Here is a 25,124-nt window from a genome sequence, read left to right on the forward strand (position 1 = left end):
GGGTCCGCCGGTGTACGGACCCGCGCCGACGCGGTCGTCAGCCCCGTGCGGTCGCGGTGAGGTTGCGCATCAGGATGCCCTTCACCAGGCGGAGTTTCGCGAGCTGAGCGTGACGCACGCCCTTTTCCAGGCTCAGCATGGCGACGCGTTCGGTGAACTCCTTCCGGGCCGCCTGGGCGGGTACGGGCACTTCCACGTCGAGCAGCCTTGCCGGACTCACGAGGCGCAGGTCGCCGTCGGAACGTGCCACCGAGTACACGCTTGCCTGGGCTTCGGGCAGCATCAGCCACGCGACCAGGTAATCCGCGGACAGACGGCCGGCGTCCGGCCTGATGCACAGGACGGCAGGGCTGTACGTCGCCTGCCCGGCTCCGCCTCGCCACTCAGCGGCACGGAAAGTCCGTCCAGTCGCATCCGCAGGAGCGAACAGGACGTCTCCTGGCCGCAGTATCACCGGCTGCCTCGGCTGACGTGGTGACAGTCCCGTTTCCGCGGTCTGCCGGACGGGCGGCGCGAGGACGCGCTCGATCAGGTCCGCCGGGCGGAGAACCGGTATCCCGAGGCCGTCCCTCGCGCTGGTGGCGACGACGGGCCGTACCAGTTCGGCCACCTCACGCAGCGGCACGAGTCGCGCCCCGCCCGCCTCGCCGGAGTCGGTCGCGGCAAGCAGCGCGAGCAGTTCCTCGACATCCAGTTTGGCGAGCTCCCCCTCGACGTCCTTCTCCGCCTCGATCAGGTCGTGCACCACATCGGCGACCACGGTCCGGTCGGCGAGGAGGTGCGCGCCGCCGGCCATGACCTCCCATGCGCTCTGTCGAGACCAGGGGTAGGTCGACGCCGGACCGGTGCCCGTCGTCTCCTTCAACTGCTGCTCGATCTCCCGGAAGGACAGCCCGTACTTCTCCCACCAGTTCTCATAGGAACGGACCAGTTCCCGACGCCGGTTCCGCAGCAGGTCGTCGAGCCTGCGCCGCAGCCCCTGGCGAAGGATGTCGAGTACCGTCCCACGCTCCCCACGACCGGCGGCCAGGGCGGCTCGGGCGCCGGTGAGTCGCTCCTGCACGCCGTCTTCGAGGCTGCGGACCACGGCGGAGGCCCGCACACGCTCACGCCTCAACCGAGCGAGTACCGCCTGCTGCTCCAGGGCCACCGCAGTCGTCTCCTGGGCCGAGGACTCGCCGCCGCTCCCGTCGTTCTCCCGGTCGCCTTCCTCCGGCCGTGCTCTGAGCTCCTCCCAGCGCTCGTCGAGTTCGGCCTTCCGCGCGTCCGCCGCCGCCAGCTCCGCCAGAAAGTCCGGGACGACGGCGGCCACCAGCCGGTGCCGGTACGCTGCACGCCGCTCCCCCGCTGTCGGCCGACGCAACGCACCGGTTTTCGGGTCGGATTCCGGCGCGAGCTGTGTCTCGACATCCGCCATCCAGCCGTCGAGTACCCCCGCGAACCCTCTCTCGGCGAGCGCCAGCAGGTCGTACCTGGCCTCGCGCCACCAGTCGGTCACCGCGCCCGTGAGGGCGGGCCGGTCGACGAGGGCGGCTTCACCGAGGTGGGTCACAAAGGACGCGACCAACGACTCCCGCGCGGCCCACAACGCCGCTCGGCGCCGAGCCGTCAGCGGACCCGTCGGCCGCTCGGCGACTGTGGCCAGTGCCTCCAGATGCCCGGCTTCCGCTTCCCACCACTCGTTGAAGGCAGCGCCGAGCCGCTCCTCCCGGGGGCGGGCCAGCTCGGCGAACCAGTCGGTGTCCGGTCGCTGCCCTTTCGGCAGGAAGTCGACGTACTCCGGGTCGGCGGGAAGGCGCTCCTCGAAGAGGTCGGTCAGTGCTATCCCGTAGGCGCCGAGCAGGTCCTGCTTCGCCTCGATCTCCGCGCGAGGCACACCGCCCACCAGATGCGCCCGCACGTCCTGTGGCTCCGGAGGCGGCGTGCTGTCCACATAGCGGCGGACGGTGAGGTTGTCGTCGTTCACCCGCAGTTCCTCGCGGCCGACCAGACGCGAGAATCCGGGCACTTCCGCGAACTCGTGGAAGACGGACGTGATCTTCTCGGACTGCTCGGCAAGCAGCACGTTCTGCGCGCGCTCCGCACGGAATTCACGGTCCGCGTTGATGAACAGAACCTTGCCCGCCCGCGCCGGGTCTTTCTTCCCCGGCGGGCGCAGTACCAGGACGCAGGCCGGCATGCCGGTGCCGTGGAAGAGGTTCGGAGCGAGGCCGATCACCGCCTCGACCGTGTCGTCGTCCAACAGCTTCGTGCGGACTGCCTGTTCCCCACCGCCCCGGAACAGCACACCGTGCGGCACAACCGTGACGACCATGCCGCCCCGGCCCTCCCGCCGGGTCTCCCAGAGCATGTGCTGGACGAACATCAGGTCGGCCTTGCCACGCTCGCCCGTCACCCCGTACGCCGCACGCTGCTCCGGGTACGCCAGATCGCTCAGCGTGTAGTCCATGGAGAACGGCGGATTGCTGAGCACTCCGTCGAACCGGTCGACGTCGGACGTCGGCACATGAGCCGGTGCGGTGAGCGTGTCCCCGGTGCGGAGGTCGAACCGGCGCGCCCCGTGGAGGACCAGGTTCACCGTCGCAGTCGCCCAGGACCCGCTGTTGGCGTCCTGACCGGCGAAGAACATGTCCGAGGCGTCGCCGCCGTGCTCCTCCACGTACTCCTTGGCGGCGACGAGCATGCCGCCCGAGCCCACACAGGGGTCGTAGATCCGCATTCCCGGCTCGGGTGCCAGCAGGTCCACCATCATCCGGACCACCGGGCGCGGTGTGTAGAACTCACCGCCGACCCGGCCTCCCGAGTCCGCGAACGCCTTGATGAGGTACTCGTACGCGGCACCCATGACGTCCGGGGACTCCACGTCACGTGTGCTCAGCCGGACGCGGTCGAAGTGCCCGATGAGCAACTTCAGCCGCTGGTCGGCACGCGCGGCCGAAGACCCGCCGGAACCGCCGATCCGGCCGAAGTCAAGGTGGCTGAAGAGCCCCTGGAGCGTGGCGTCCTGTCCTTCCAGCGCCTGCAGCGCCGGATGCAGCCGGCCCTCGGCGATGTCGTGCGTGGCAGAGGATATTTCCGCCCAGCGGGCGATCCTCGGTACGAAGAGCACACCGCGTTCGCGGTACGCCGACTCGTCTTCGAGGAGATCTGTCAACGCCTCGCCGATGAGACCGAGTTCTGCGACCGCGTACTCCTCGATCGCCTCACGCGCCACGTCGAACTCGTCGTTGGCCCCCTTCAGGAACAACAGGCCGACGATGTAGTCCTTGTACTCGGAGGCGTCCATCGACCCGCGGACGATGTCGGCGGCGGCGAAGAGGTGCCGCTCCAACTGGGTGAGCGTGAGCTTGGCCACGAACGGCTCCCTACGGCCTGATGTGGTGGCAGATGGTGTCAGTACGAGACGATGCCGAGCCCGTGTTCCACGAATTCGTGGACATTGGTGTACGGGTCCCGCTTGACGAGCGCCACATGGTCACCGTGCTCCGCGTTCATCTGAAGGGCGCGCTTCTTCGCCTCCCGAAAGCGTCCGGTGACCTGGTGCGGCAGCACCACCTTGATGTTGGCCGCGTCCTTCGGATCCCTGGCGAAGGGCAGTCTCGTGGTCACCTGCCCGCAGACGCCGCCGAACGTGCCGGTGACCGGCTTGTGGTGCAGCAGACGCCAGACCTCGAAGCACGGATGGGAGAAGGCGACTTTCACGTTCCCCTCGCGGGCCTGCTTGAGCGCCGTCTCGATGCCTTCGTGCTCGTCCCGGTCGAACAGGACCCAGACCTGCGGCCAGTACTCCTTCGCCAGTCCGTTCTTCCTCGCCGCCCACTGCTCGTCGCTCATCAGGCCGACCGCCGCCTCGACAAGCTTGAGCGGCTTGCGCTGGGACCCCGGAGCGGAGGCATTCGCGATCCGCACCTCGACGGTCACCACCGGGTCGGCCGGTTCACCGCACGCCCTGATGATGTCGATGTAGGAGGGCTCCGTGACCAGCCCCTCGGTGAAGACATGGACGACCCGCTTGCGCCGCCCACGCCGCTGGGCGGGGCCCAGCGACTCCTTCCCTTGTTTCGCCTTCCCCATCAGCCCCGCCCCGCCTCGTGCGCGTCCTGCTCCCGGTCGGCAAGCAGACGGCGGGCGATCTGGCCCTCGTGCAGGGACGGCACCGCGCCGAAGACCCCCGCCAGGTACGACTTCATCAGATCCTCCTCCCCCGCCGGGGACGCCGCCGTCAGCGGATACAGCTCGGTCGCCCCGTCCGCGTCCTTCTCCGTCAGCCATACCTGGCCGGGGTCGAGCAGCCGGCCGCCGCTTGGGGTGGTGAGGACCGTCGGGTCGTGTGACGTGAAGACCAGCTGGGCGCCGTCGGGATTGGCGTACGGGTCGTTGAACAGCCGGACGACCTCGGCGGCGAACCGCGGATGCAGGCTGGCGTCCAGTTCGTCGACGAGCAGTACCGCCCCCTCGTCGAGCGCCAGGAGCAGCGGGCCCAGAAGGGCGAACCAGGACCGGGTACCGAGGGACTCGGCCTGCCAGTCGAGGACAGCCTCCCCGGCGGCCGAGCGGTGGACGAGCCTGACGGTCGACCGGCCTCTGCCGTCGTCCACCACTTCCGTCCCCGTGATGCCGAGGTCGGCGACGCGCAGGAGGTCCTCGATGCGGCGGGCGCGGGCTCCGGAGAGTTCCTCGCGGGTGAACGCCTCGCGCTGGTCCCGCTCGACCTCCGGATCGATCAGCCACAGGTTGCGGCGGAACCAGTGGAAGAGGGGCGAGAGCTGCGGGTGGTTGTCGGTGCCCGCGGTGGAGAGCAACAGGGCGTTGGGGCGAGTGCGCCGGGCGAGCTGCGCACGGTCCTTGACCCGGTTTCCCGGCCATTCGTATGCCTCGGCGCGGGAGGCGTCCCGGTCCAGCCAGACCTGCCGGTGTCCGCGCGGGTAGCTGTGCAGCCATTCGGCTTCCACGCGGCTGCCGCCCAGCTCGAACCCGTACGTCCAGCGGACCCCGTCCAGAAGGAGGTCCACTTCGAAGAAGCTGGGTTCCTCGTTCCCTTTGGGGTCGAGCGCGAAGACCGAGCGTGGAACGCCGTCATAGGAGGCCCAGCGGGCATAGGAGTCGAGCACCGCGCTCCGCATGTCTACGAGTGCCGCGAGCACGTTCGACTTGCCGGAGGCGTTGGCGCCGAAGATTCCGATCAGCGGGAAGACCCCGACCGACCGGCTGCCTGCCAGGCTCACAGGACGGGCCGGAAGCAGCTCCTCGTCCTCGGGCGTCACGAAGGACAGCTCCTGCTCGTCGCGCAGGGATCGTACGTTCGCGACGCGGAACCTCAACAGCACGCTGTCCTCCTCTCCTGTCTCAGCGTAGTCGCCCGGCCGGACAGACTGCCCCCGTCGGCCTGCCTGGCCTCGGGGAACATACCCGGTGCGGCCGGTGCCGCGTGGCCGAACGAGTGATCGCGGTGCACAGGAGCAACCGTTCGCGGCCGGGGACCGGTCACCGCCCGTACCGGCCGCCCTCTTACCGACATCTCACCCACCCACAGCCTGCGCCCAGGATCGGCACAGCCCCCGCCCATCGGCGGCGCCCATGGTGGAGTGGTGACATCTGCCACCGATCCCACCCCCCACCCGCCCGTGTCCCCCGACTGGGGCCCGCCGACGGCGACCCCCGCGGCGACTTCCGCGGCTCCCCTGCCGGCCAAGGCACCGCGCTGGTCGCTCCCCGCGTTGCTCGCGATCCTGGTCCTGGCGGCGGTGCTCTACTCCTGGAACCTCTCCGGTTCCAACATGAACACCTTCTACAGCGGCGCGATCTGGGCCGGTACGAAGAGCTGGAAGGCCTGGTTCTTCGGTTCGCTGGACCCCGGCAACTTCCTGACCGTCGACAAGCCGCCGCTCGCCACCATGGTCATGAGCCTGTCGAGCCGGATCTTCGGCTTCGGCACGTGGCAGATGATGGCGCCGATGATCGTGCTGGCGCTCGCCACGATCTACATCCTGCACTCCACCGTGAAGCGGGTGTGGGGCCACGGCGCGGCGACGGTCGCCGCGCTGGTACTGGCGCTCACCCCGATCACCGTCGCGATCAACCGCGACAACAACCCCGACACGCTCCTCGTCTTCCTCATGGTGTCGGGCGCGGCGCTCGCGTTCCGCGCCACCCGTGACGAGAAGCTGCTCCCGCTGCTCGGCTCGGCGGCCTGCTTCGGTCTCGCCTTCAACACCAAGCTGCTCGCCGGCTGGATCGCGCTCCCCGCCGTCTTCGCGCTCTACCTCTACGCGTCGAAGGCCTCCTGGGCGAAGCGGGCCGTCAACCTGGCGCTCGCCGCGGTCGTGCTGGCCGTCTCCAGCTTCTGGTGGGCGATCGCCGTCTCCCTGGTCCCGGCCTCCGACCGCCCGTACATCGGCGGCTCCACGGACGGCTCCGCCTGGGACCTGATCATGGGGTACGACGGTCTCGGCCGCGTCTTCGGCGGCGAGGGCAACGGCGGGGGCGGCGGTGGAGGCGGCGGCTTCTCCGGCTCCTCGGGCCTCGGCCGGATGTTCAACGACATCCTCGGCGGCCAGATCTCCTGGCTGCTCCCCTTCGCGGGCATCGCGCTCGTCGGCGGCCTGGTGCTGTGCGGCCGTGCCCCGCGGACGGACCTGAGGCGGATGGCGCTGGTCCTGTGGGGCGGCTGGACCCTGCTGCACTACGTGATCTTCGCGACCGCGCAGGGCACCATGCACCCGTACTACACGACCGCGCTCGCCCCCGGCATCGCGGTGCTGTGCGGCGGCGGTGGCGCGATGCTGCTGGAGGCGTTCCGCACCGACAAGCGGTGGGTCTGGGTCCTCCCGGCCGCCTTCGGCGTCACCGGCATCTGGGCGATCGTGCTGCTGCGCCGGGCCTCCGGCTGGAACACCTGGCTGTGGCCGACGATCGGCGTGCTGACCGTGGCCGGCATCGTGGGCCTGGTCCTCTTCCGGTCCGGCAACAGGGCCCGGCTGCTGACGGCCTCCCTGGCGGCGGCCGTGATCGCGGCGCTCGCGGGTCCGACGGCGTACGCCGCCTCGCCCGCCTTCGGTTCCTCCAGCGGCATGATGGGCGGCACCAATCCGACGGCCGGCCCCTCCACGGGCAGCGGCATGGGCGGCGGCCCCGGCGGGGGCGGCGGCAACCGCAGCAGCGGCTTCCCGGGCGGCGGCGAGATGCCGGGCGGCACGCAGCAGGGCGGCGGCCAGAACAGCCAGGCCGGCGGCGAGATGGGCGGCGGCTTCCCGGGCGGCGCGAACGGCGAGGCCCCGGGCGGCAGTTCGAACGGCTTCCCCGGCGGCGGCAACGGTCAGGCGACGCCCGGCGGCGGCACCGGCGAGCTCCCGAGCGGCGGCACCAGAAACGGCGAACTGCCCGGCGGCACCGGCGAACTGCCCGGCGGCACCGGCGAGATGCCCGGCGGCGGCAGCGGTACCGGCACCGGCGGCACGCGCGGCGGCTTCGGCGGTGGCGGTGGCATGGGCGGCGGTGGCGGCATGGGCGGCAGCGTCAGCAGCGACCTGATCGCCTACCTGAAGAAGCACATGGACGGCGCCACCTGGCTGCTGGCCGTGTCCAACTCCCAGTCCGCGGCCCAGATCGAGCTCAGCACCCGGGAGCCCGTGATCTCCATGTGGGGCTTCACCGGGTCCGACAACGCGATGACCGTCGCCAAGCTGAAGGAACTGGTGAAGGCGGGCAAGCTGCACTACATCCAGATCGGCGGCAGCGGGATGGGCGGCGGCATGGGCGGCGGCAACTCCGTCAGCTCCGCCGTGAACACCTGGGTGCAGAAGCACGGCACCGCGGTCAAGGAGAGCGCGTACAGCAAGAGCGCCACGTCGAGTTCGAGTTCGGGTTCGAAGTCGTCGACGTCGACGTCCTCGTCCACGTCCACTTCCTCCTCCTCGTCCGCCGCCTCGCAGAGCAGCACCTCGACGCTCTACCGGCTGGACCCGTCGGACGTCAGCTGACACACCGGCACATCCGAGACCCCCGACCAGACGGTCGGGGGTCTCTTTTTACGTCCCGTTTACCTGCGCGTCCTCATGTTCATGTCACCCTCCTCTTGCCGCCTCGTCAACCCGCGTAGATGGGAAACTCTTTATGCTGGCGACTCACATCCGGCGCTGGAAGTCGGTGGCCCTGGCGACCGCCGCCGTCCTGGTGGGCCTCACCGCCCCGGCGCTGACGGCGACCCCGGCCGCCGCCACGACCACCGCGTACGACTCGACGTACTACAAGAACGCGGTCGGCAAGACGGGGACGAGCCTCAAGTCGTCCCTGCACACGATCATCAGCGCGAACGTCACGAAGCTGTCGTACTCGGCGCTGTGGGACGCCCTGAAGAAGACCGACCAGGACCCGAACAACAGCAGCAACGTGATCCTGCTGTACTCGGGTATCTCCCGCAGCAAGTCCCTCAACGGCGGGGACAGCGGCGACTGGAACCGCGAGCACGTCTGGGCGATCTCGCACGGCGACCTCACCACCTCCACCGGCCCCGGCACGGACCTGCACCACATCCGGCCCGAGGACGTGGCGGTCAACGGCAAGCGCGGCAACCTCGACTTCGACGAGGGCGGCTCCACCTTCACCAACAGCGGCGGCAGCAAGGTCGACTCGGACTCCTTCGAGCCGCGCGACGCCGTCAAGGGCGACGTGGCCCGCATGATCCTCTACATGGCCGTCCGCTACGAGGGCGACGACGGCTTCGCCAACCTGGAGCCCGACGACAAGGTCAACAACGGCTCCACCCCGTACATCGGCAAGCTGTCGGTGCTGAAGCAGTGGAACGACGAGGACCCGCCGGACTCCTTCGAGGAGAACCGCAACGACGTCATCTACAGCACCTACCAGCACAACCGGAACCCGTTCATCGACCACCCGGAGTGGGTCGACGCGATCTGGTAGGCGCCGTCGGGCCGGTCCTACTACTTCCCTCACACAGGTGAAGTCGATCTTGGGCCCGGGCGTGTCCGCGTGACCGCCCAGCAGCATGGGGACGCCCCGGCAGTTCCGCCGGGGCGTCCCCGACTCCTTTTCCGGAGAGTCCCGTGAAGCTGCGCACCTGGTCCCTCGCCGCCGCCCTCGCCCTGACCGCGCTCGTCGTCCCCGCCCAGAGCGCCTCCGCACACGCGGTCGCCGCCCCGTCCTGTCCCGACGGCTCGGTCTGCTTCTGGAGCGGCGAGGGCTTCGGCGGCGACTACTGGGAGTGGACGGCCCGCAGCGGGTACCGCGACATGCCGCCCAACCTCCACGACAACGTAGGCTCCTTCGTCGCCTCCACCCGCGCCTGCTTCGTCAACTGGTCCCCGACCGAGAAGCGCGACGTCTTCAACGGCGACTGGCGCTCCCAGTACCGCGGCGACTTCGGGGGGCGGATCGACGGGGTGGGGGCGGGGGCCTGCTAGTCCTCCTGGTCCTGCTGGTCCTGCTGGTCCTCCTGGTCCTGCTGGTCCTGCTGGTCCTCCTGGTCCTGCTGGTCCCCCTGGTCCGGCAGGTGCGTCGGGGCGAACATCCGTAGCAGGGCGGGGAGTACGACGACCGAGGGGCCGGGTTCGGCGAGGGCCTTCGCGAGGTCCGTCTCCAGGGTCTCCGGGGTCGTGCGGATCCCCGGGACGCCGAAGGACCCGGCGAGGGCCACGTAGTCGGGGCGGGTCAGTTCGGTCGCCGTGGCCTCGCCGAAGGCGCCGGTCATGTACTCGCGGAGGATGCCGTAGCCGCCGTCGTCGACGATCAGCCAGGTGACCGGGAGGTCGTGCTGCCGGGCGGTCGCCAGTTCCGCGATGGAGTAGAGGGCGCCGCCGTCGCCGGAGACCGCGAGCACCGGGCGGGACGGGTCGGCGGCGGCTGCGCCGAGGGCCGCCGGGAAGCCGTAGCCGAGGCCGCCGGCGCCCTGGGCGGAGTGCATGAGGTTCGGGGCCTGGGCGTCCAGCGCCGACCAGGCCCAGTACGCCAGGATCGTCATGTCCCAGAAGGAGGGGGAGCCGGTGGGCAGGGCGCGGCGGACCGAGGCCAGCACGTCCTGTTCCAGGGTGAGTTCCTGGGCGGCGATGCGGTCGGAGACCTTCGCGAGCACGGTTCGCACGCGCTCCGGGGCCGTCGGGTCATCGCGTTCGGAGACCGTCTCCAGCAGGGCCTGGAGCGCGAGCCGGGCGTCCGCGTGGATGCCGAGGGCCGGGTGGTTGGACTCCAGTTTGCCGAGGTCGGCCTCGATCTGGATCACCCGGCCGCGCGGCTTGAACGTGTGGTAGTTGGAGGAGAGTTCGCCGAGGCCCGAGCCGACGACGAGCAGGACGTCGGCGTCCTCCAGGAAGTCCGTGGTGTGGCGGTCCTCCAGCCAGGACTGGAGGGACAGCGGGTGGTGCCAGGGGAAGGCGCCCTTGCCGCCGAAGGTGGTGACGACCGGGGCGTTCACCTTCTCGGCCAGCTGCCTCAGCTTGCCGGCGGCGTCCGCCCGTACCACCCCGCCGCCCGCGATGACCGCCGGCCGGGCCGCGCGCGACAGCAGGTCGGCCGCCACCGCGGTCAGTTCGGGGCGCGGGGGGAGTTCGTCCGGGGTCGCGTCCACCGCCGTCACCACGGGCAGCGTGGTCTCCGCGAGGAGCACGTCCTGCGGGATCTCCACCCACACCGGGCCGTGCGGGACGGAGAGGGCCGACTTCCAGGCCGCCGCGAGCGCGGACGGGATCTGCGACGGGGTGCGGACGGTGTGGACCGACTTCACCACGCCCCGGAAGGAGGCCGCCTGGTCCGGGAGTTCGTGCAGGTAGCCGTGACGGCCGCCGCCCAGGCCCGCGGTGGGGATCTGGCTGCTGATCGCGAGGACGGGCGCGGAGGCGGAGGCCGCCTCGTGCAGCGCGGCGAGCGAGGTCAGCGCGCCGGGGCCGGTGGAGAGGAGCAGCGGGGCCGCCTCGCCGGTGATCCTGCCGTACGCGTCCGCCGCGAAGCCCGCGTTGTTCTCCACCCGCAGGCCGACGTAGCGCAGCGCGGAGCGCCGCAGGGCGTCGAACATGCCGAGGGCGTGCTGGCCGGGCAGGCCGAAGACGGTGGTCGCGCCGAGCCCGGCCAGGGTCTCCACGACCAGGTCTCCGCCGTTGCGGCCGGGGGGAGGGTTGAGCGCGGCCTCCGTCTGGGCGGGCGTCGGCCGGAGTACGAGGTCGTGGTCGTGGGTCACTTGGCGCGCGCCTCGGCAATCTGTCGGGTCATGATCGTGGTCAGTTCGTACGCCGTGTGCGAGGCCGCCACCGAGGTGATCTCGGCGTGGTCGTACGCGGGGGCCACCTCGACGACGTCCGCCGAGACGAGGTGGCAGGAGGAGAGTCCGCGCAGGATCTCCAGCAACTCCCTGGACGTCATACCACCCGCCTCGGGCGTGCCGGTGCCCGGAGCGTGTGCGGGGTCCAGACAGTCGATGTCGATCGAGATGTAGAGGGGCCGGTCGCCTATCCGCCGGCGCAGCTGGTCGGCCACCTCGTCGGCGCCCCGGCGGTAGACGTCCGCCGAGGTCACGATGCCGAAGCCCATCTTCTGGTCGTCGGTCAGGTCCTGCTTGCCGTAGAGCGGGCCGCGGGTGCCGACGTGCGAGAGGGCCGAGGTGTCGAGGATGCCCTCCTCGACGGCCCGCCGGAACGGGGTGCCGTGCGTGTACTCGGCGCCGAAGTAGGTGTCCCAGGTGTCGAGGTGGGCGTCGAAGTGGAGCAGCGCGACCGGGCCGTGCCGCTTCGCGACCGAGCGCAGCAGGGGCAGCGCGATGGTGTGGTCGCCGCCCAGGGTCATCAGACGGGCGCCGGTGCCGAGGAGGTCGTCGGCGGCGGCCTCGATCGTCTCGACCGCCTCGTTGATGTTGAAGGGGTTCACGGCGATGTCCCCGCCGTCCGCCACCTGCGCCAGCGCGAACGGGGACGCGTCCTGCGCCGGGTTGTAGGGGCGCAGCAGCCGGGACGCCTCACGGATCGCGTTGCCGCCGAAGCGGGCGCCCGGCCGGTACGAGACGCCCGAGTCGAACGGCACGCCCACCACGGCGACATCGGCGGTGCCGACCTCGTCGAGGCGGGGCAGCCGGGCGAAGGTCGCGGGACCGGCGTACCGCGGGACGCGGGAGGAGTCGACGGGGCCGCGGGGCGTCTCGTTGCTGCTCATGGACTGCTGCCTTCTTTCCTGCGCTTCGTCGCTTATGTACCGCTATGCACTGCTTCCGGCTACGACTCTACTGGTGGGCCGGGACCGGTTCGGACACGAGTTCGGGAGCACCGCGGCCCGCGAGCCGCTCCCGCCAGTTGGCCAGCACGGCCGCGTCGGTCGGCCTGGTCGCCAGGGAGACGGCGACGTAGGCGACGAGGGAGGAGAGGAGGCCGTAGTAGACGGGTTCGTTGGCGAGGATGCCGTAGCCCGCCATCAGGCCGATCACCGCGAGGCCGCCGACGACGACGGCGGCGAGGGCGCCCTGCACGGTGCCGCGCTTCCACAGCAGCCCGCCGAGGATCGGCACCAGCAGGCCGCCGACGAGCAGGTTGTAGGCGACGGTCAGAGCCTCCACCACGTCGTTGAGCGCGATGGCCGTGCCGATCACCCCGAGCCCCATGACCAGGATGAAGACCCGGTTGCCCCGCACCTCGTCGTGGTCGGCGTTCCTCGCCCGCCCCCGCACCCGGGACCAGATGTCGTTGTTGGCGACGGTCGCGCAGGCGATCAGCGCGCCGGAGGAGGTCGACATCACGGCGGCGAGCGCGGCGGCCAGCACCAGCCCCCGGACGCCGACGGGGAGTTCGTCCTTGACGATGGTCGCGAAGGCGTCGTCCGGGCTGCCCAGCTTCGGGTACAGCACCTTGGCCGCCGTCCCGATCACGGCCCCGGCGAGGGCGTAGACCAGGCAGTACGTGCCGGCCACCGTGCCACCCCACTTGGCCGTCCGGTCGCCGCGCGCCGTGAAGACCCGCTGCCAGATGTCCTGCCCGATGAGCATGCCGAAGGTGTAGATCAGCACGTAGGTGAAGATCGTCTCGCCGCCGATGCCCAGCGGGTCGAAGTACGTGGTCGGCAGCTTCGCCTTCATCTCGCTGAAGCCGCCCGCCTTCACGACCGCGATGGGCAGCAGGAGCAGCAGCACGCCGATCGTCTTCACCACGAACTGGACCATGTCCGTCAGGGTGATCGACCACATGCCGCCGAGCGTCGAGTAGGCGACGACGATCGAGCCGCCGATGACGATCGCGACGGTTCTGTTCATGTCGAAGAGGACGTCGAAGATCGTGGCGTACGCGATGGTCGAGGTGACGGCGAGCATGAGCGTGTACGCCCACATCACGACCCCCGAGATCACGCCCGCCCGGCCGCCGTACCGCAGGTCCAGCATCTCGGAGACGGTGTAGACCTTGAGGCGGGCGATCCGGGCCGAGAAGAAGACCGACAGGGCGAGCAGGCCCAGCCCGATCGTGAAGACCATCCAGGCGCCGGACAGGCCGTACTGGTAGCCCAGTCCCACGCCGCCGATGGTGGACGCGCCGCCGAGCACGATCGCGGCCATGGTGCCGGAGTACATGACGGGCCCGAGCCGGCGCCCGGCGACGAGGAAGTCGCTCTTCGACCTGGCCCGGCGCATGCCCCACCAGCCCATGGCCAGCATGCCGGCGAGGTACAGGACGATCACGGTGTAGTCGACGGCCACAGGGCCCTCCTTCGCTGGGGTTCTCGCCGGGGGGTGACGTGCATCGACACTAGGTGGCCGGAAAGCGGCTGCGAAGTGTACGTTTCATCCATTCGAGCCGTACGGGACGGAGGAATCGCACATGCCTGATCCCACGGTTCCCCCCACGCCCCCTGTCCCCCTCACCGCCCTCCTGGCCCGCGAGGACCTCGCCCTGCGCCGGATCGCCGGGCCGTCCGACCCCTCCCTCGTCATCCACGCGGCGCACACCTCGGAGATGGCCGACCCGTACCCGTACCTGCTGGGCGGCGAGCTGCTGCTGACGGCCGGGGTGCACATCCCGGACGCGGCGGGCTCGGGCACCTACTTCGACGACTACGTCTCCCGGATCGTCGCGGCGGGCGGCGCCGCCCTCGGCTTCGGGCTGGCCCCCGTGCACGACACGGTCCCGCGCGCCCTGATCGAGGCCTGCGACGCCTACGGCCTCCCGCTCCTGGAGGTCCCGCCGCAGACCCCCTTCACCGCCGTCGCGCGCGCGGTCTGGCAGCTGCTGGCCCAGGCCCGGCTGGCCGAACTGCGCCGCGTCACGGAGGCCCAGCAGAGCCTGGCCGCCGCCGCGGCCCGCCCCGACCCGGTGCCGTCGGTCCTGCGGCAGCTGGCCCAGCGGCTCGGCGGCTGGACGGCCCTGTACGGCCCGGAGGGCACCGAGATCGCGTCCGCGGGCCGACGGCCGGAGGCACCGGTGTCCGCCTCGCTGGCCGAGCTCGCGGAGGTCGTACGCCCCTCCGGCCCCGGCACCCCCACCTCCGCCACCCACGCCACCGCCGGCACCCACCTCGCGGCCTACACCCTCAGCACCGGCTTCGTCCTCGGCGTCGCCACCCCGTCCCGCGAACCGGGCGACCACACCATCGCCTCGGTCGCCACGGTCCTCCTCACCCTCCTCACCGGCGAACAGCAGAGCGGCTCGGGCGCGGCCCGCACCTCGGCCCTCGTACGACTCCTGCTGGGCGGCACGGCACAGGAGGTGGCCCCGCTGCTGGGCAAGGACGACCGATGGCTCGTCGTACATGCCTGCCCATACGACCAACGGGACCGTCCCCACCCAGGGGCGCGGGGAACTGCGCGATCAGCCCCCACCGGCCCGCACCCGCCCGATCTCCTGGCCGCCACCGCGCTCGGCGCCTCGCTGGGCTCGCCTCTCATCGACCCCGAAGGGGAAGTCGTCCGAATCCTGCTCCCTGCGGACCGAACACCCGAACCCCACCCCGGCTGGACCCTCGGCGTCAGCGCCCCCGTACCCGCACAACAGCTCCCGGCCGCCGCCGCGCAAGCGGCCCGCGCCAACGCCCGCGCCCGGGCGACCCGCGCCCCCCTGTCGAGGTACGGCACCCACCCCGGCCTGGCCGAACTGGTCCCGAAGGAAGAGGCACAGGCCCACGCCCGCGCCCTCCTCGCCCCCCCTCGCCGAACACCCCGCCCTCACCGAGACCCTGCGCACCTGGCTCTCCCTGCACGGCAGTTGGGACCGTACGGCGGTCGCCCTGGCCGTCCACCGCAACACCGTGCGGCAGCGCATCGCCCGCTCCGCGGAGCTCCTCCGTACCGAACTCGACGACCCTGACGTACGGATGGAGCTCTGGTTCGCCCTCCGCCAGGAGTGAGTGACCCACGTCCCAGCGGGCGATACGCAGGGCGGACGCGCAGCGGCCTGCCTCACAATGGAGACATGCCGATACCCGGGACGCCCAGCCGCGCCGAGCTCGTAGAGCACCTTGTGAAGACCCGTATCGCGGGCGATGTCGCCACCCCCCGCGAGAACAACCTGCTCCACTACCGCAAGCTGGCCAACGGCGAGCGCAACTGGTGGCTGGGACTGGAACTCGGCGACCGCTGGACCGACGAGCAGGACGTGCTGGCCGTGATGGCCGAACGGGTCGGGGTGAACGACGACCCCGAGTACCGGTACGGCCAGGACACCATCGACCCCGAGCTGACCGTGGACGGCCTGAACCGGATGGCGGCGCGGCTGCGCAAGGCGGCCGAGGGGCGGCAGCGGGTGCTGTTCGCGACCGGTCACCCGGGCGGCCTGCTGGACGTGCACCGGGCGACCGCGGCGGCGCTGCGCACCGCGGGCTGCGAGATCGTGGTCATCCCGGACGGGCTCCAGACGGACGAGGGGTACGTCATGCAGTTCGCCGACGTGGCCGTCCTCGAACACGGGGCGACGCTGTGGCACACGCACTCCGGGGAGCCGATGAAGGCGATCCTGGGCGGCCTGGAGCGCGAGGGGCGGCCCCAGCCCGACCTGGTCGTCGCCGACCACGGCTGGGCCGGCTACGCGGCGCAGGTGGGCCTGGACTCCGTCGGGTACGCGGACTGCAACGACCCGGCGCTGTTCCTCGCCGAGTCGGAGGGCACCCTCCAGGTGGCCGTACCGCTGGACGACCATGTGCTCAGCCCGCGGTACTACGACCCGATGACCGCGTACCTGCTGGCCGAGGCGGGGCTGGCCTGACAGACCGATGTGCGGCCCCCCGTAGACGGGAGCCGCACATCGTGGCCTGGTCCTAGACCCTCAATCCCTGGTCTGGTGTCGCTGGTCGCTCAGAACCCGGGTCCGCTCAGAACCCGAGTCCGCCGAAGCCGAGGCCGCCGAAGCCGCCGATCCCGCCGAACCCGGCGACGCCGACGGTGGTGACGGTGGGGACGACCACGACGGGGACGACGGCGACGGTGGCGGGGTAGTACCCGTACCCATAGCCGCCGTAACCGTAGCGGCAGTTGTTGAATCCGCCCCGGTAGCCGTTGCAGCCGCCGAAGCCGCCGCCACCGGTGACGATGGACTGGTGAGTGGAGGCGGGGGCCGCCGAGGCGGTACCCGCGGCGCCGATCGCGGCGCCACCGGCCAGCAGGAGACCGGCGGCGGACATCGCGGCGAGACGCCTCGCGCGCTGTACTCGCATGGGAAATACCTTTCTGCCGGACTTACGTCCGCTACGCGGCACGTCCGCTATGCGGCACATGCACTGTGCGGCATTTCACTCATAGAGCTTAATTCCGGACAAGACGGATGGCACGTCGGGCGGTCACCGCCCGTGATCCTCCGAGCTCACCGGCCCGAAGCCGATCCTGAAGCCGGTCTCGCGGCCGGCCCCGGAGTGGGGTCCAGATACACCCGGCCGATCGCCGGGAACGCGGCCCGCAGCCGTTGCTCGGCACGCTCGCAGGCCCACTCGATCTCGGCCGCCGTCGACACGTCCCGGAAGTCCACCTTGGCCGCGACCAGCGCCTCCTGCGGGCCCTGCACCAGCGTGGTCAGCTCCAGTACGGCCACGATGTGCTCGGACTCCAGCAGCTCCGCCCGGATCCGCTCCCGCACGGGCCCCGGCAACGGCCGCCCGATCAGGAGCTCGGCGTTGGACCGGCCCAGCACCCAGGCGACGTAGAGCAGGAGCAGGCCGATGAGCAGGGAGGCGAGGCCGTCCCAGACGCCGGAGCCGGTGAGCTGGCCGCCGAGCAGGCCGCCGGCCGCGAACACCAGTCCGACGAGCGCGGCCGAGTCCTCCATCACGACGGCCTTCACGGCGGTGTCGGGGGTGTGCCGCAGGTACAGCTTGAACGGCGCCTTGACACGGGCCGCCTCCCCGCGCGCCTGCCGCAGCCCGGTCCGCAGCGAGAGGCCCTCCAGCACGAAGGCGATGGCGAGCACGATGTACGACACCAGCGGGTCGCCCGGCTTCTCGCCCACGGCCAGGGTGTGGATGCCGTCGTACAGGGAGAAGACCGCGCCGCCGACGAAGGTGGCGACGGCGGCGAGCATGGCCCAGATGTACCGCTCGGGGCCGTAGCCCAGCGGGTGCTCCTCGTCGGCCGGCTTCTCGCTGCGCTTGAGGGCGGTGAGCAGCAGCAGCTCGGTGACGGTGTCGGCCACCGAGTGCGCCGCCTCGGAGAGCATCGCGCTGGAACCGCTGAGGACTCCGGCGACCGCCTTGGCGAGCGCGATCCCGAGATTGGCGACGGCGGCGACGATCACCGTGAAGGTGCTCTCGCCGCCGCCGTTCCTGGCCTCCGCTTGCGTCACGCCCGTCAGTCTGCCCGAGGGACGCGGACCACACCCTCCTGGATCACGGAAATGGCGAGGGAACCGTCCCGGGTGTAGATCCGGGCCTGGCCCAGTCCCCGGCCGCCGTGCGCGGACGGCGACTCCTGGTCGTAGAGGAGCCACTCGTCGGCGCGGAACGGCCGGTGGAACCACATGGCGTGGTCGAGGGAGGCGCCCACCACGTCCCCGACCGCCCAGCCGCCGCGGCCGTGCGCGAGCAGGACGGAGTCGAGGAGGGTCATGTCGGAGACGTAGGTCGCGAGGACGACGTGCAGCAGGGGGTCGTCGTCGAGCTTGCCGTTGGTGCGGAACCACACCTGGCTGTGCGGCTCGCGCGGCTCGCCGTACTTGCCGAACGGCGGCTCCTCGACGTACCGCAGGTCGATGGCCTCGCGGGCCTCAAGGAACTTCTCCACGACGGCGGGGTCGAGGTGCTCGTAACCGCGGAAGCGGTCCGCCGAGGTGGGCAGGGTCGCCGGGTCGGGGGCGGCGGGCATCGGGGCCTGGTGGTCGAGGCCCTCCTCGTCCAGCTGGAAGGAGGCCGACAGGGCGAAGATCGGCCGGCCGTGCTGGACGGCGATCGCGCGCCGGGTGGTGAAGGAGCGGCCGTCGCGGATGCGCTCGACGGTGTAGACGATGGGCGCACCCGGGTCGCCGGGGCGCAGGAAGTACGCGTGCAGCGAGTGCGCGTGCCGGTCCGCCGGGACGGTGCGGCCTGCGGCGACCAGCGCCTGGGCCGCGACCTGCCCGCCGAAGACGCGCGGGACGACGGCGGACCGGGACTGGCCGCGGAAGATGTTCTCCTCGATCTGCTCCAGGTCGAGCAGGTCGAGGAGATCACTTAGTGCCTGGTTCATGGCACCTTTTCTACTTGCGGGTTGTTGCGGTGGCCCTACAGGCCCATGTCCTTCGCGATGATCGTCTTCATGATCTCGCTGGTGCCGCCGTAGATGCGGTTGACGCGGTTGTCCGCGTAGAGGCGGGCGATCGGGTACTCGTTCATGAAGCCGTAGCCGCCGTGCAGCTGGAGGCAGCGGTCGATCACGCGGTGCGCGACCTCGGTGGTGAACAGCTTGGCGCTGGCGGCCTCGGCCGGGGTCAGCTCACCGGCGTCGAGGGCCTCCGTGGCGCGGTCGACGACGGCCTCGGCCGCGTCCACCTCGGCCTGGCAGGCGGCCAGCTCGAACTTGGTGTTCTGGAAGGCGGCGACGGGCTGGCCGAAGACGACGCGCTCCTGCACGTACTGCTTGGCGAACCGGACGGCGGCCTTGGCCTGGGCGTAGGCGCCGAAGGCGATGCCCCAGCGCTCGGAGGCGAGGTTGTGGCCGAGGTAGTAGAAGCCCTTGTTCTCCTCGCCGAGCAGGTCCTCGACGGGGACCTTGACGTCGACGAACGCGAGCTCGGCGGTGTCGGAGGTCTTCAGGCCCAGCTTGTCGAGCTTCCGGCCGACCGAGTAGCCCTCGGCCTTCGTGTCCACCACGAACAGGGAGATGCCGTGCCGGCGGTCCTCCTTGGTCGGGGCGGAGGTCCGGGCACAGACGATCATGCGGTCGGCGTGCACGCCGCCCGTGATGAAGGTCTTGGCGCCGTTGAGGACGTAGTGCGTGCCGTCCTCGCTGAGCTTGGCGGTGGTCTTCATGCCCGCGAGGTCGGAGCCGGTGCCCGGCTCGGTCATCGCGATGGCCCACATCTCCTCGCCGGAGACGAACTTCGGCAGGTAGCGCTTCTTCTGCTCGTCGGTGGCGAGCAGCTTTATGTACGGCAGGCCGAGCAGCACGTGCACGCCGGAGCCGCCGAAGGCGACGCCCGCACGGGCGGTCTCCTCGTACAGGACGGCCTCGAACTTGTAGGAGTCGATGCCGGCGCCGCCGTACTCCTCGTCGACGCGGATGCCGAAGACGCCGAGCTCGGCGAGCTTGTAGTAGAAGTCACGGGGGGCCTGGCCAGCGGCGAACCACTCGTCGTACACGGGTACGACCTCGGCCTCGATGAAGGCGCGGATGGTCTCCCGGAACGCCTCGTGATCCTCGTCGAACAACGTACGGCGCACGGCCGCCACCTCCACGGACTTCGGCATGTCTAAGCGCTTGCTCAGACTCCAAGGTACCGGTGGGTAGGCCGACGGGTCCAGGGTGGAAGAGGGAGCGACGGGCGTAACGCTCGTCACGCCGGAGAGCCGCCGCCCTCCCCCGCCGCCGCGCCGAAGGCGCCCCGGGCCATCCGGTGGAGCAGGACCGCCGTGGCGCCGCGGCCCGGGAGGGAACCCGGTCGGCCCAAGTGGGGGGTGGAGTTCAGCAGGCCGAAGACGGAGTGGACGGCGGAGCGGGCCGCGGGCTCGGGGAGCGCGGGGTAGACGCCGCGGACCACCTCCACCCACAGCTCGACGTACTGCCGCTGGAGCTGCCGCACCAGCTTGCGGTCGCTGTCGCGCAAGCGGTCCAGCTCCCGGTCGTGCAGGGTGATCAGTGGACGGTCGTCGAGGGCGAAGTCGATGTGGCCCTCGATGAGGGAGTCCAGGACCACCGCGGGCCTGGTGCCCCCGTCGGCCTCCGCCAGGCGGCGCTTGGCCCCCGTCAGCAGCTGCCCGCTGATCCCCACCAGCAGCTCCGCGAGCATCGCGTCCTTGCCCGCGAAGTGCCGGTAGAGGCCGGGCCCGCTGATGCCGACCGCGGCCCCTATCTCGTCCACGCCGACGCCGTGGAAGCCGCGCTCGGCGAAGAGCCGGGCGGCCTCCTTGAGGATCTGCTCGCGGCGGGTCGGGGCGTCGGTTCTCGTGACCATGAGGCAATTCTAGACAGGGAGGTTAGCGGTCGTTAACCTGAAGGCGATGCGTTAACGCTCATTAACAAGGTGAGGGGATCGCGGCATGGACCAGGCACCGGAGCTGACGAGCGCGGCGGACCCCGCGTCGGAGGCCTTTCGGGCCAACGAGGAGGCGCACCGCGTCCTCGTGGAGGAGCTGCGCGGCAAGCTCGCCGCGGCGGCGCTGGGCGGCGGTGAGAAGGCCAGGGCCCGGCACACCGCGCGCGGGAAGCTGCTGCCCAGGGACCGGGTGGACACCCTGCTCGACCCCGGCTCGCCGTTCCTGGAGCTGGCCCCCCTGGCCGCCGACGGGATGTACGACGGGGCGGCCCCGGCGGCCGGCGTGATCGCCGGCATCGGCCGGGTCAGCGGGCGCGAGTGCGTGATCGTCGCCAACGACGCCACGGTCAAGGGCGGCACCTACTACCCGATGACCGTGAAGAAGCACCTGCGGGCGCAGGAGGTGGCCCTCGACAACCGGCTGCCGTGCGTGTACCTGGTCGATTCCGGCGGCGCCTTCCTGCCGATGCAGGACGAGGTCTTCCCGGACCGCGACCACTTCGGGCGGATCTTCTACAACCAGGCCCGGATGTCGGGGGCGGGCATCCCGCAGGTCGCGGCCGTGCTCGGCTCGTGCACGGCGGGCGGCGCGTACGTCCCCGCGATGAGCGACGAGGCGGTCATCGTCCGGAACCAGGGGACGATCTTCCTCGGCGGGCCCCCGCTGGTGAAGGCCGCCACGGGTGAGGTGGTGACGGCCGAGGAGCTGGGCGGCGGCGAGGTGCACTCCCGGGTCTCCGGGGTCACCGACCACCTGGCCGAGGACGACGCGCACGCGTTGCGGATCGTCCGGAACATCGTCGCCACCCTGCCGGCCCGGCGCTCCCTGCCCTGGGAGGTCACCCCGGCCGTCGAGCCCAAGGCCGACCCGTACGGCCTCTACGGCGCCGTCCCCGTCGACTCCCGCACCCCCTACGACGTCCGCGAGATCATCGCCCGGGTCGTCGACGGCTCCCGGTTCGCCGAGTTCAAGGCCGAGTTCGGGCAGACCCTGGTCACCGGCTTCGCCCGCATCCACGGCCACCCGGTCGGCATCGTCGCCAACAACGGCATCCTGTTCTCCGAGTCCGCCCAGAAGGGCGCCCACTTCATCGAGCTGTGCGACCAGCGCGGCATCCCCCTCGTCTTCCTCCAGAACATCTCCGGCTTCATGGTCGGCAAGGACTACGAGGCCGGCGGCATCGCCAAGCACGGCGCGAAGATGGTCACGGCGGTGGCCTGCACGCGCGTGCCGAAGCTGACGGTGGTGGTCGGCGGGTCGTACGGCGCCGGGAACTACTCGATGTGCGGCCGGGCCTACTCCCCGCGCTTCCTGTGGATGTGGCCCAACGCCAAGATCTCGGTGATGGGCGGCGAGCAGGCCGCGTCCGTGCTGGCGACCGTCAAGCGGGACCAGATCGAGGCCCGCGGCGAGGACTGGCCGGCCGAGGACGAGGAGGCCTTCAAGGCGCCCGTCCGCGCCCAGTACGAGCAGCAGGGCAATGCCTACTACGCGACCGCCCGCCTCTGGGACGACGGGGTCATCGATCCCCTCGACACCCGGCAGGTCCTGGGACTCGCCCTGACGGCCTGTGGCAACGCGCCGCTGGGTGAGCCCCAGTTCGGCGTCTTCCGGATGTGAGGAGGGGACTCGTGTTCGACACCGTACTCGTGGCCAACCGGGGCGAGATCGCCGTCCGGGTCATCCGCACCCTGCGCGCGCTGGGCGTCCGCTCGGTGGCCGTGTACTCCGACGCCGACGCGGACGCCCGGCACGTCCGGGAGGCCGACACGGCGGTCCGGATCGGTCCGGCGCCGGCCGGCGAGAGCTATCTGTCCGCGGCGCGGCTGCTGGAGGCCGCCGCACGGACCGGCGCCCAGGCGGTCCACCCGGGGTACGGCTTCCTCGCCGAGAACGCCGCCTTCGCGCGGGCCTGCGAGGAGGCCGGGCTGGTCTTCATCGGCCCGCCCGCGAACGCGATCGCGCTGATGGGCGACAAGATCCGCGCGAAGGAGACGGTGAGCGCCGCCGGGGTGCCGGTGGTGCCCGGCGGCCGTGATCCCGAACTCGCCGAAGCCGCCCGCGACCTGGGCGCCCCGGTGCTCCTCAAGCCCTCCGCCGGTGGCGGCGGCAAGGGCATGCGGCTGGTGCGCGACCTGACCCTCCTGGACGAGGAGATCGCCGCCGCCCGCCGCGAGGCCCGCGCCTCCTTCGGCGACGACACCCTCCTCGTCGAGCGCTGGGTCGACCGCCCCCGGCACATCGAGATCCAGGTCCTGGCCGACGGCCACGGCAACGTCGTCCACCTCGGCGAGCGCGAGTGCTCGCTCCAGCGCCGGCACCAGAAGGTGATCGAGGAGGCGCCCAGCGTGCTCCTCGACGAGGCGACCCGGGCGGCGATGGGCGAGGCCGCGGTGCAGGCGGCGCGCTCGTGCGGGTACGTCGGCGCGGGCACGGTGGAGTTCATCGTGCCGGGCGGCGACCCTTCGTCGTACTACTTCATGGAGATGAACACCCGCCTCCAGGTGGAACACCCGGTCACCGAACTGGTCACCGGGCTCGACCTGGTGGAGTGGCAGCTGCGGGTGGCGGCCGGCGAGCGGCTGCCGTTCGCGCAGGCCGACGTCACGCTCACCGGGCACGCGGTCGAGGCCCGGGTCTGCGCCGAGGACCCGGCGCGCGGCTTCCTGCCCACCGGCGGCACCGTGCTGCTGCTGCACGAGCCCGCCGGGGACGGCGTCCGTACCGACTCCGGGCTCAGCGAGGGCACCGAGGTCGGCAGCCTGTACGACCCGATGCTGTCCAAGGTGATCGCGTACGGCCCGGACCGGGAGACCGCGCTCCGGAAGCTGCGCGCGGCCCTCGCGGCGACGGTCACCCTCGGCGTGCAGACCAACGCGGGTTTTCTGCGCCGGCTGCTCGCCCATCCGGCGGTGGTGGCGGGCGAGTTGGACACGGGGCTGGTCGAGCGGGTGGTGGACGGCCTGGTCGCCACGGACGTACCGGACGAGGTGTACGAGGCGGCGGCGGCCGTCCGGCTGGAGGCGCTGAAACCGGTCGCGGCGGACGGGCGCTGGACGGACCCCTTCTCGGTGCCCAGCGGCTGGCGCCTCGGCGGCACTCCCCGCCCGGTCGGCTTCCACCTGCGGGTGCAGGACCCGGTGGAGTACGTCCCGCGCGGCACGCACACCGTCGCCGCCGACCGCGTGTCGGTCACCCTGGACGGCGTCCGCCACACCTTCGACCGCGCCGCCGACTGGATCGGCCGGGACGGCGACGCCTGGCAGGTCCGCGACCACGACCCGGTCGCCGCCTCGCTGAGCCGCACCGCGCACGCCGGCGCCGACTCGCTCACCGCGCCCATGCCCGGCACGGTGACCGTCGTGAAGGTCGCCGTCGGGGACGAGGTCGCCGCGGGGCAGAGCCTGCTGGTGGTGGAGGCGATGAAGATGGAGCACGTCATCTCCGCCCCGCACGCCGGCACGGTCGCCGAGCTCGACGTGAAGCCCGGTGCCACGGTCGCCATGGACCAGGTACTGGCCGTGATCGCCCCGCACGAGGAGGAGACGGCATGACCACCCCGGAGAGCGCCCTCCCCATGGTCGTACCGGCCACCGATCTGCCCGCCCGGGTCCGGATCCACGAGGTCGGCGCCCGCGACGGCCTGCAGAACGAGAAGACGGCCGTACCGACGTCGGTGAAGGCCGAGTTCGTCCACCGGCTGGCCGACGCGGGTCTGCGGACGATCGAGGCGACCAGCTTCGTGCACCCGAAGTGGGTGCCCCAACTGGCGGACGCGGAGGACCTGTTCCCGCAGCTCGCCGATCTCCCGGGGGTCGCCCTCCCCGTCCTCGTCCCCAACCGGCACGGCCTGGACCGGGCGCTGGCCCTCGGCGCCCGCCGGGTCGCCGTCTTCGCGAGCGCCACCGAGTCCTTCGCGAAGGCCAACCTCAACCGCTCCCTCGACGAGTCCCTGGCCGTCTTCGACCCGGTCGTCCGGCAGGCCAAGGACGCGGACGTGCACGTCCGCGGCTACGTCTCGATGTGCTTCGGCGACCCCTGGGAGGGCGCCGTCCCGTTCCACCAGGTCGTCCGGGTCTGCAAGGCCCTGCGCGACATGGGCTGCGACGAGCTGAGTCTGGGCGACACGATCGGCGTCGCGACCCCCGGCCACGTCCTCGAACTCCTCTCCCTGCTCAACGAGGAAGGCGTGCCGACGAACGTCATCGGCGTGCACTTCCACGACACCTACGGCCAGGCGCTCGCCAACACCTACGCGGCCCTGGAACACGGCGTGACGACGATCGACGCGTCCGCCGGCGGGCTCGGCGGCTGCCCGTACGCCAAGTCCGCCACCGGCAACCTCGCCACCGAGGACCTGGTCTGGATGCTCCAGGGCCTCGGCATCGAGACCGGAGTAGACCTCGGCAGACTCACCGCCACCAGCGTGTGGATGGCCGAACAACTGGGCCGACCCAGCCCGTCCCGCACCGTCCGCGCCCTCTCCCACCAGGAGTGACGAC

Annotated in this window: 17 protein-coding genes and 2 pseudogenes; 8 read left to right on the top strand and 11 right to left on the bottom strand. The window is 71.4% G+C overall.

All coding sequences use genetic code 11. From position 1 onward, the window contains the following. Positions 1 to 37 precede the first annotated feature (37 nt). Genes AB0D74_RS10555 through AB0D74_RS10565 form a run of 3 tightly spaced genes read right to left on the bottom strand, consistent with a single transcriptional unit; the run spans position 38 to position 5,327 of the window. On the bottom strand, positions 38 to 3,355 hold the full coding sequence (locus AB0D74_RS10555) for an N-6 DNA methylase (protein WP_362582889.1): 3,318 nt from the start codon (positions 3,353 to 3,355) through the stop codon (positions 38 to 40). Between the two features lie 38 nt (positions 3,356 to 3,393). Beyond that, entirely contained in the window at positions 3,394 to 4,074 is a 681-nt protein-coding gene (locus AB0D74_RS10560; RefSeq protein ID WP_362582894.1) for an RloB family protein, read from the bottom strand. Beyond that, positions 4,074 to 5,327 carry an AAA family ATPase gene (locus AB0D74_RS10565; RefSeq protein WP_362582897.1) on the bottom strand — a complete coding sequence of 418 codons (1,254 nt, stop codon included), beginning with the start codon at positions 5,325 to 5,327 and terminating at the stop codon, positions 4,074 to 4,076. Before AB0D74_RS10565 ends, AB0D74_RS10560 begins: the two co-directional genes overlap by 1 nt. Before the next feature lie 261 nt (positions 5,328 to 5,588). On the opposite strand from AB0D74_RS10565, the gene AB0D74_RS10570 reads away from it, so the two are divergent. The 3 genes from AB0D74_RS10570 (at position 5,589) to AB0D74_RS10580 (ending at position 9,419) form a co-directional block, all read left to right on the top strand. Continuing rightward, the gene (locus AB0D74_RS10570) at positions 5,589 to 7,979 is read left to right on the top strand and encodes a glycosyltransferase family 39 protein (protein ID WP_362582900.1); all 2,391 of its coding nucleotides are present in this window, start codon (positions 5,589 to 5,591) and stop codon (positions 7,977 to 7,979) included. A gap of 133 nt (positions 7,980 to 8,112) precedes the next feature. Beyond that, positions 8,113 to 8,919, top strand: a complete 807-nt coding sequence (locus AB0D74_RS10575; RefSeq protein ID WP_362582903.1) for an endonuclease — start codon at positions 8,113 to 8,115, stop codon at positions 8,917 to 8,919. 143 nt (positions 8,920 to 9,062) lie between these two features. Continuing rightward, complete coding sequence (locus tag AB0D74_RS10580) at positions 9,063 to 9,419, top strand: peptidase inhibitor family I36 protein (RefSeq protein WP_362582907.1); 357 nt, start codon at positions 9,063 to 9,065, stop codon at positions 9,417 to 9,419. Between the two features lie 86 nt (positions 9,420 to 9,505). Here AB0D74_RS10580 and AB0D74_RS10585 read toward each other — a convergent pair. The 3 genes and pseudogenes from AB0D74_RS10585 to AB0D74_RS10595 all read right to left on the bottom strand — a co-directional run. Continuing rightward, a pseudogene (locus tag AB0D74_RS10585) lies at positions 9,506 to 11,185 on the bottom strand (thiamine pyrophosphate-binding protein); the annotation flags it as partial. Continuing rightward, complete coding sequence (speB, locus tag AB0D74_RS10590; protein ID WP_362582910.1) at positions 11,182 to 12,150, bottom strand: agmatinase; 969 nt, start codon at positions 12,148 to 12,150, stop codon at positions 11,182 to 11,184. The pseudogene AB0D74_RS10585 and the gene speB, both read right to left, overlap by 4 nt. A gap of 67 nt (positions 12,151 to 12,217) precedes the next feature. Further along, complete coding sequence (locus AB0D74_RS10595) at positions 12,218 to 13,675, bottom strand: sodium:solute symporter (RefSeq protein WP_362582913.1); 1,458 nt, start codon at positions 13,673 to 13,675, stop codon at positions 12,218 to 12,220. Between the two features lie 121 nt (positions 13,676 to 13,796). On the opposite strand from AB0D74_RS10595, the pseudogene AB0D74_RS10600 reads away from it, so the two are divergent. Both AB0D74_RS10600 and AB0D74_RS10605 read left to right on the top strand, forming a co-directional pair. Further along, a pseudogene (locus AB0D74_RS10600) lies at positions 13,797 to 15,318 on the top strand (PucR family transcriptional regulator ligand-binding domain-containing protein). 65 nt (positions 15,319 to 15,383) lie between these two features. Continuing rightward, entirely contained in the window at positions 15,384 to 16,172 is a 789-nt protein-coding gene (locus AB0D74_RS10605; RefSeq protein ID WP_362582916.1) for a phosphatase, read from the top strand. A gap of 106 nt (positions 16,173 to 16,278) precedes the next feature. Here the strand turns inward: AB0D74_RS10605 and AB0D74_RS10610 are convergent, their stop codons facing one another. The 5 genes from AB0D74_RS10610 to AB0D74_RS10630 all read right to left on the bottom strand — a co-directional run bounded on the left by AB0D74_RS10610 (position 16,279) and on the right by AB0D74_RS10630 (position 20,540). Further along, positions 16,279 to 16,620, bottom strand: coding sequence for a hypothetical protein (locus AB0D74_RS10610; protein ID WP_362582919.1), 342 nt, complete (start codon positions 16,618 to 16,620; stop codon positions 16,279 to 16,281). 146 nt (positions 16,621 to 16,766) lie between these two features. Further along, positions 16,767 to 17,738: a cation diffusion facilitator family transporter gene (locus AB0D74_RS10615; protein ID WP_362582922.1), complete on the bottom strand. Its 972-nt coding sequence runs from the start codon at positions 17,736 to 17,738 to the stop codon at positions 16,767 to 16,769. A 5-nt stretch (positions 17,739 to 17,743) separates the two neighbouring features. Further along, the gene (locus AB0D74_RS10620; RefSeq protein WP_362582925.1) at positions 17,744 to 18,616 is read right to left on the bottom strand and encodes an acyl-CoA thioesterase II; all 873 of its coding nucleotides are present in this window, start codon (positions 18,614 to 18,616) and stop codon (positions 17,744 to 17,746) included. A 35-nt stretch (positions 18,617 to 18,651) separates the two neighbouring features. Continuing rightward, complete coding sequence (locus AB0D74_RS10625) at positions 18,652 to 19,809, bottom strand: acyl-CoA dehydrogenase family protein (RefSeq protein ID WP_294005894.1); 1,158 nt, start codon at positions 19,807 to 19,809, stop codon at positions 18,652 to 18,654. Positions 19,810 to 19,922: 113 nt separating this feature from the next. Next, positions 19,923 to 20,540 (bottom strand): TetR/AcrR family transcriptional regulator, encoded by a 618-nt coding sequence (locus tag AB0D74_RS10630; protein ID WP_362582928.1) that lies wholly within the window; start codon positions 20,538 to 20,540, stop codon positions 19,923 to 19,925. A gap of 85 nt (positions 20,541 to 20,625) precedes the next feature. Here AB0D74_RS10630 and AB0D74_RS10635 point away from each other — a divergent pair, with 85 nt between their 5' ends. From AB0D74_RS10635 to AB0D74_RS10645, 3 genes are read left to right on the top strand one after another with little or no spacing between them, the layout of a single operon-like run. After that, positions 20,626 to 22,242, top strand: a complete 1,617-nt coding sequence (locus tag AB0D74_RS10635; protein WP_362582931.1) for a carboxyl transferase domain-containing protein — start codon at positions 20,626 to 20,628, stop codon at positions 22,240 to 22,242. An 11-nt stretch (positions 22,243 to 22,253) separates the two neighbouring features. Next, a complete protein-coding gene (locus AB0D74_RS10640; RefSeq protein ID WP_362582935.1) occupies positions 22,254 to 24,176 on the top strand; it encodes a biotin carboxylase N-terminal domain-containing protein in 1,923 nt (640 codons plus the stop codon). After that, positions 24,173 to 25,120 (top strand): hydroxymethylglutaryl-CoA lyase, encoded by a 948-nt coding sequence (locus tag AB0D74_RS10645; protein ID WP_362582938.1) that lies wholly within the window; start codon positions 24,173 to 24,175, stop codon positions 25,118 to 25,120. Before AB0D74_RS10640 ends, AB0D74_RS10645 begins: the two co-directional genes overlap by 4 nt. Positions 25,121 to 25,124: the final 4 nt, after the last annotated feature.

The organism is Streptomyces sp. NPDC048278 (assembly GCF_040652195.1).
Lineage (GTDB): Bacteria > Actinomycetota > Actinomycetes > Streptomycetales > Streptomycetaceae > Streptomyces.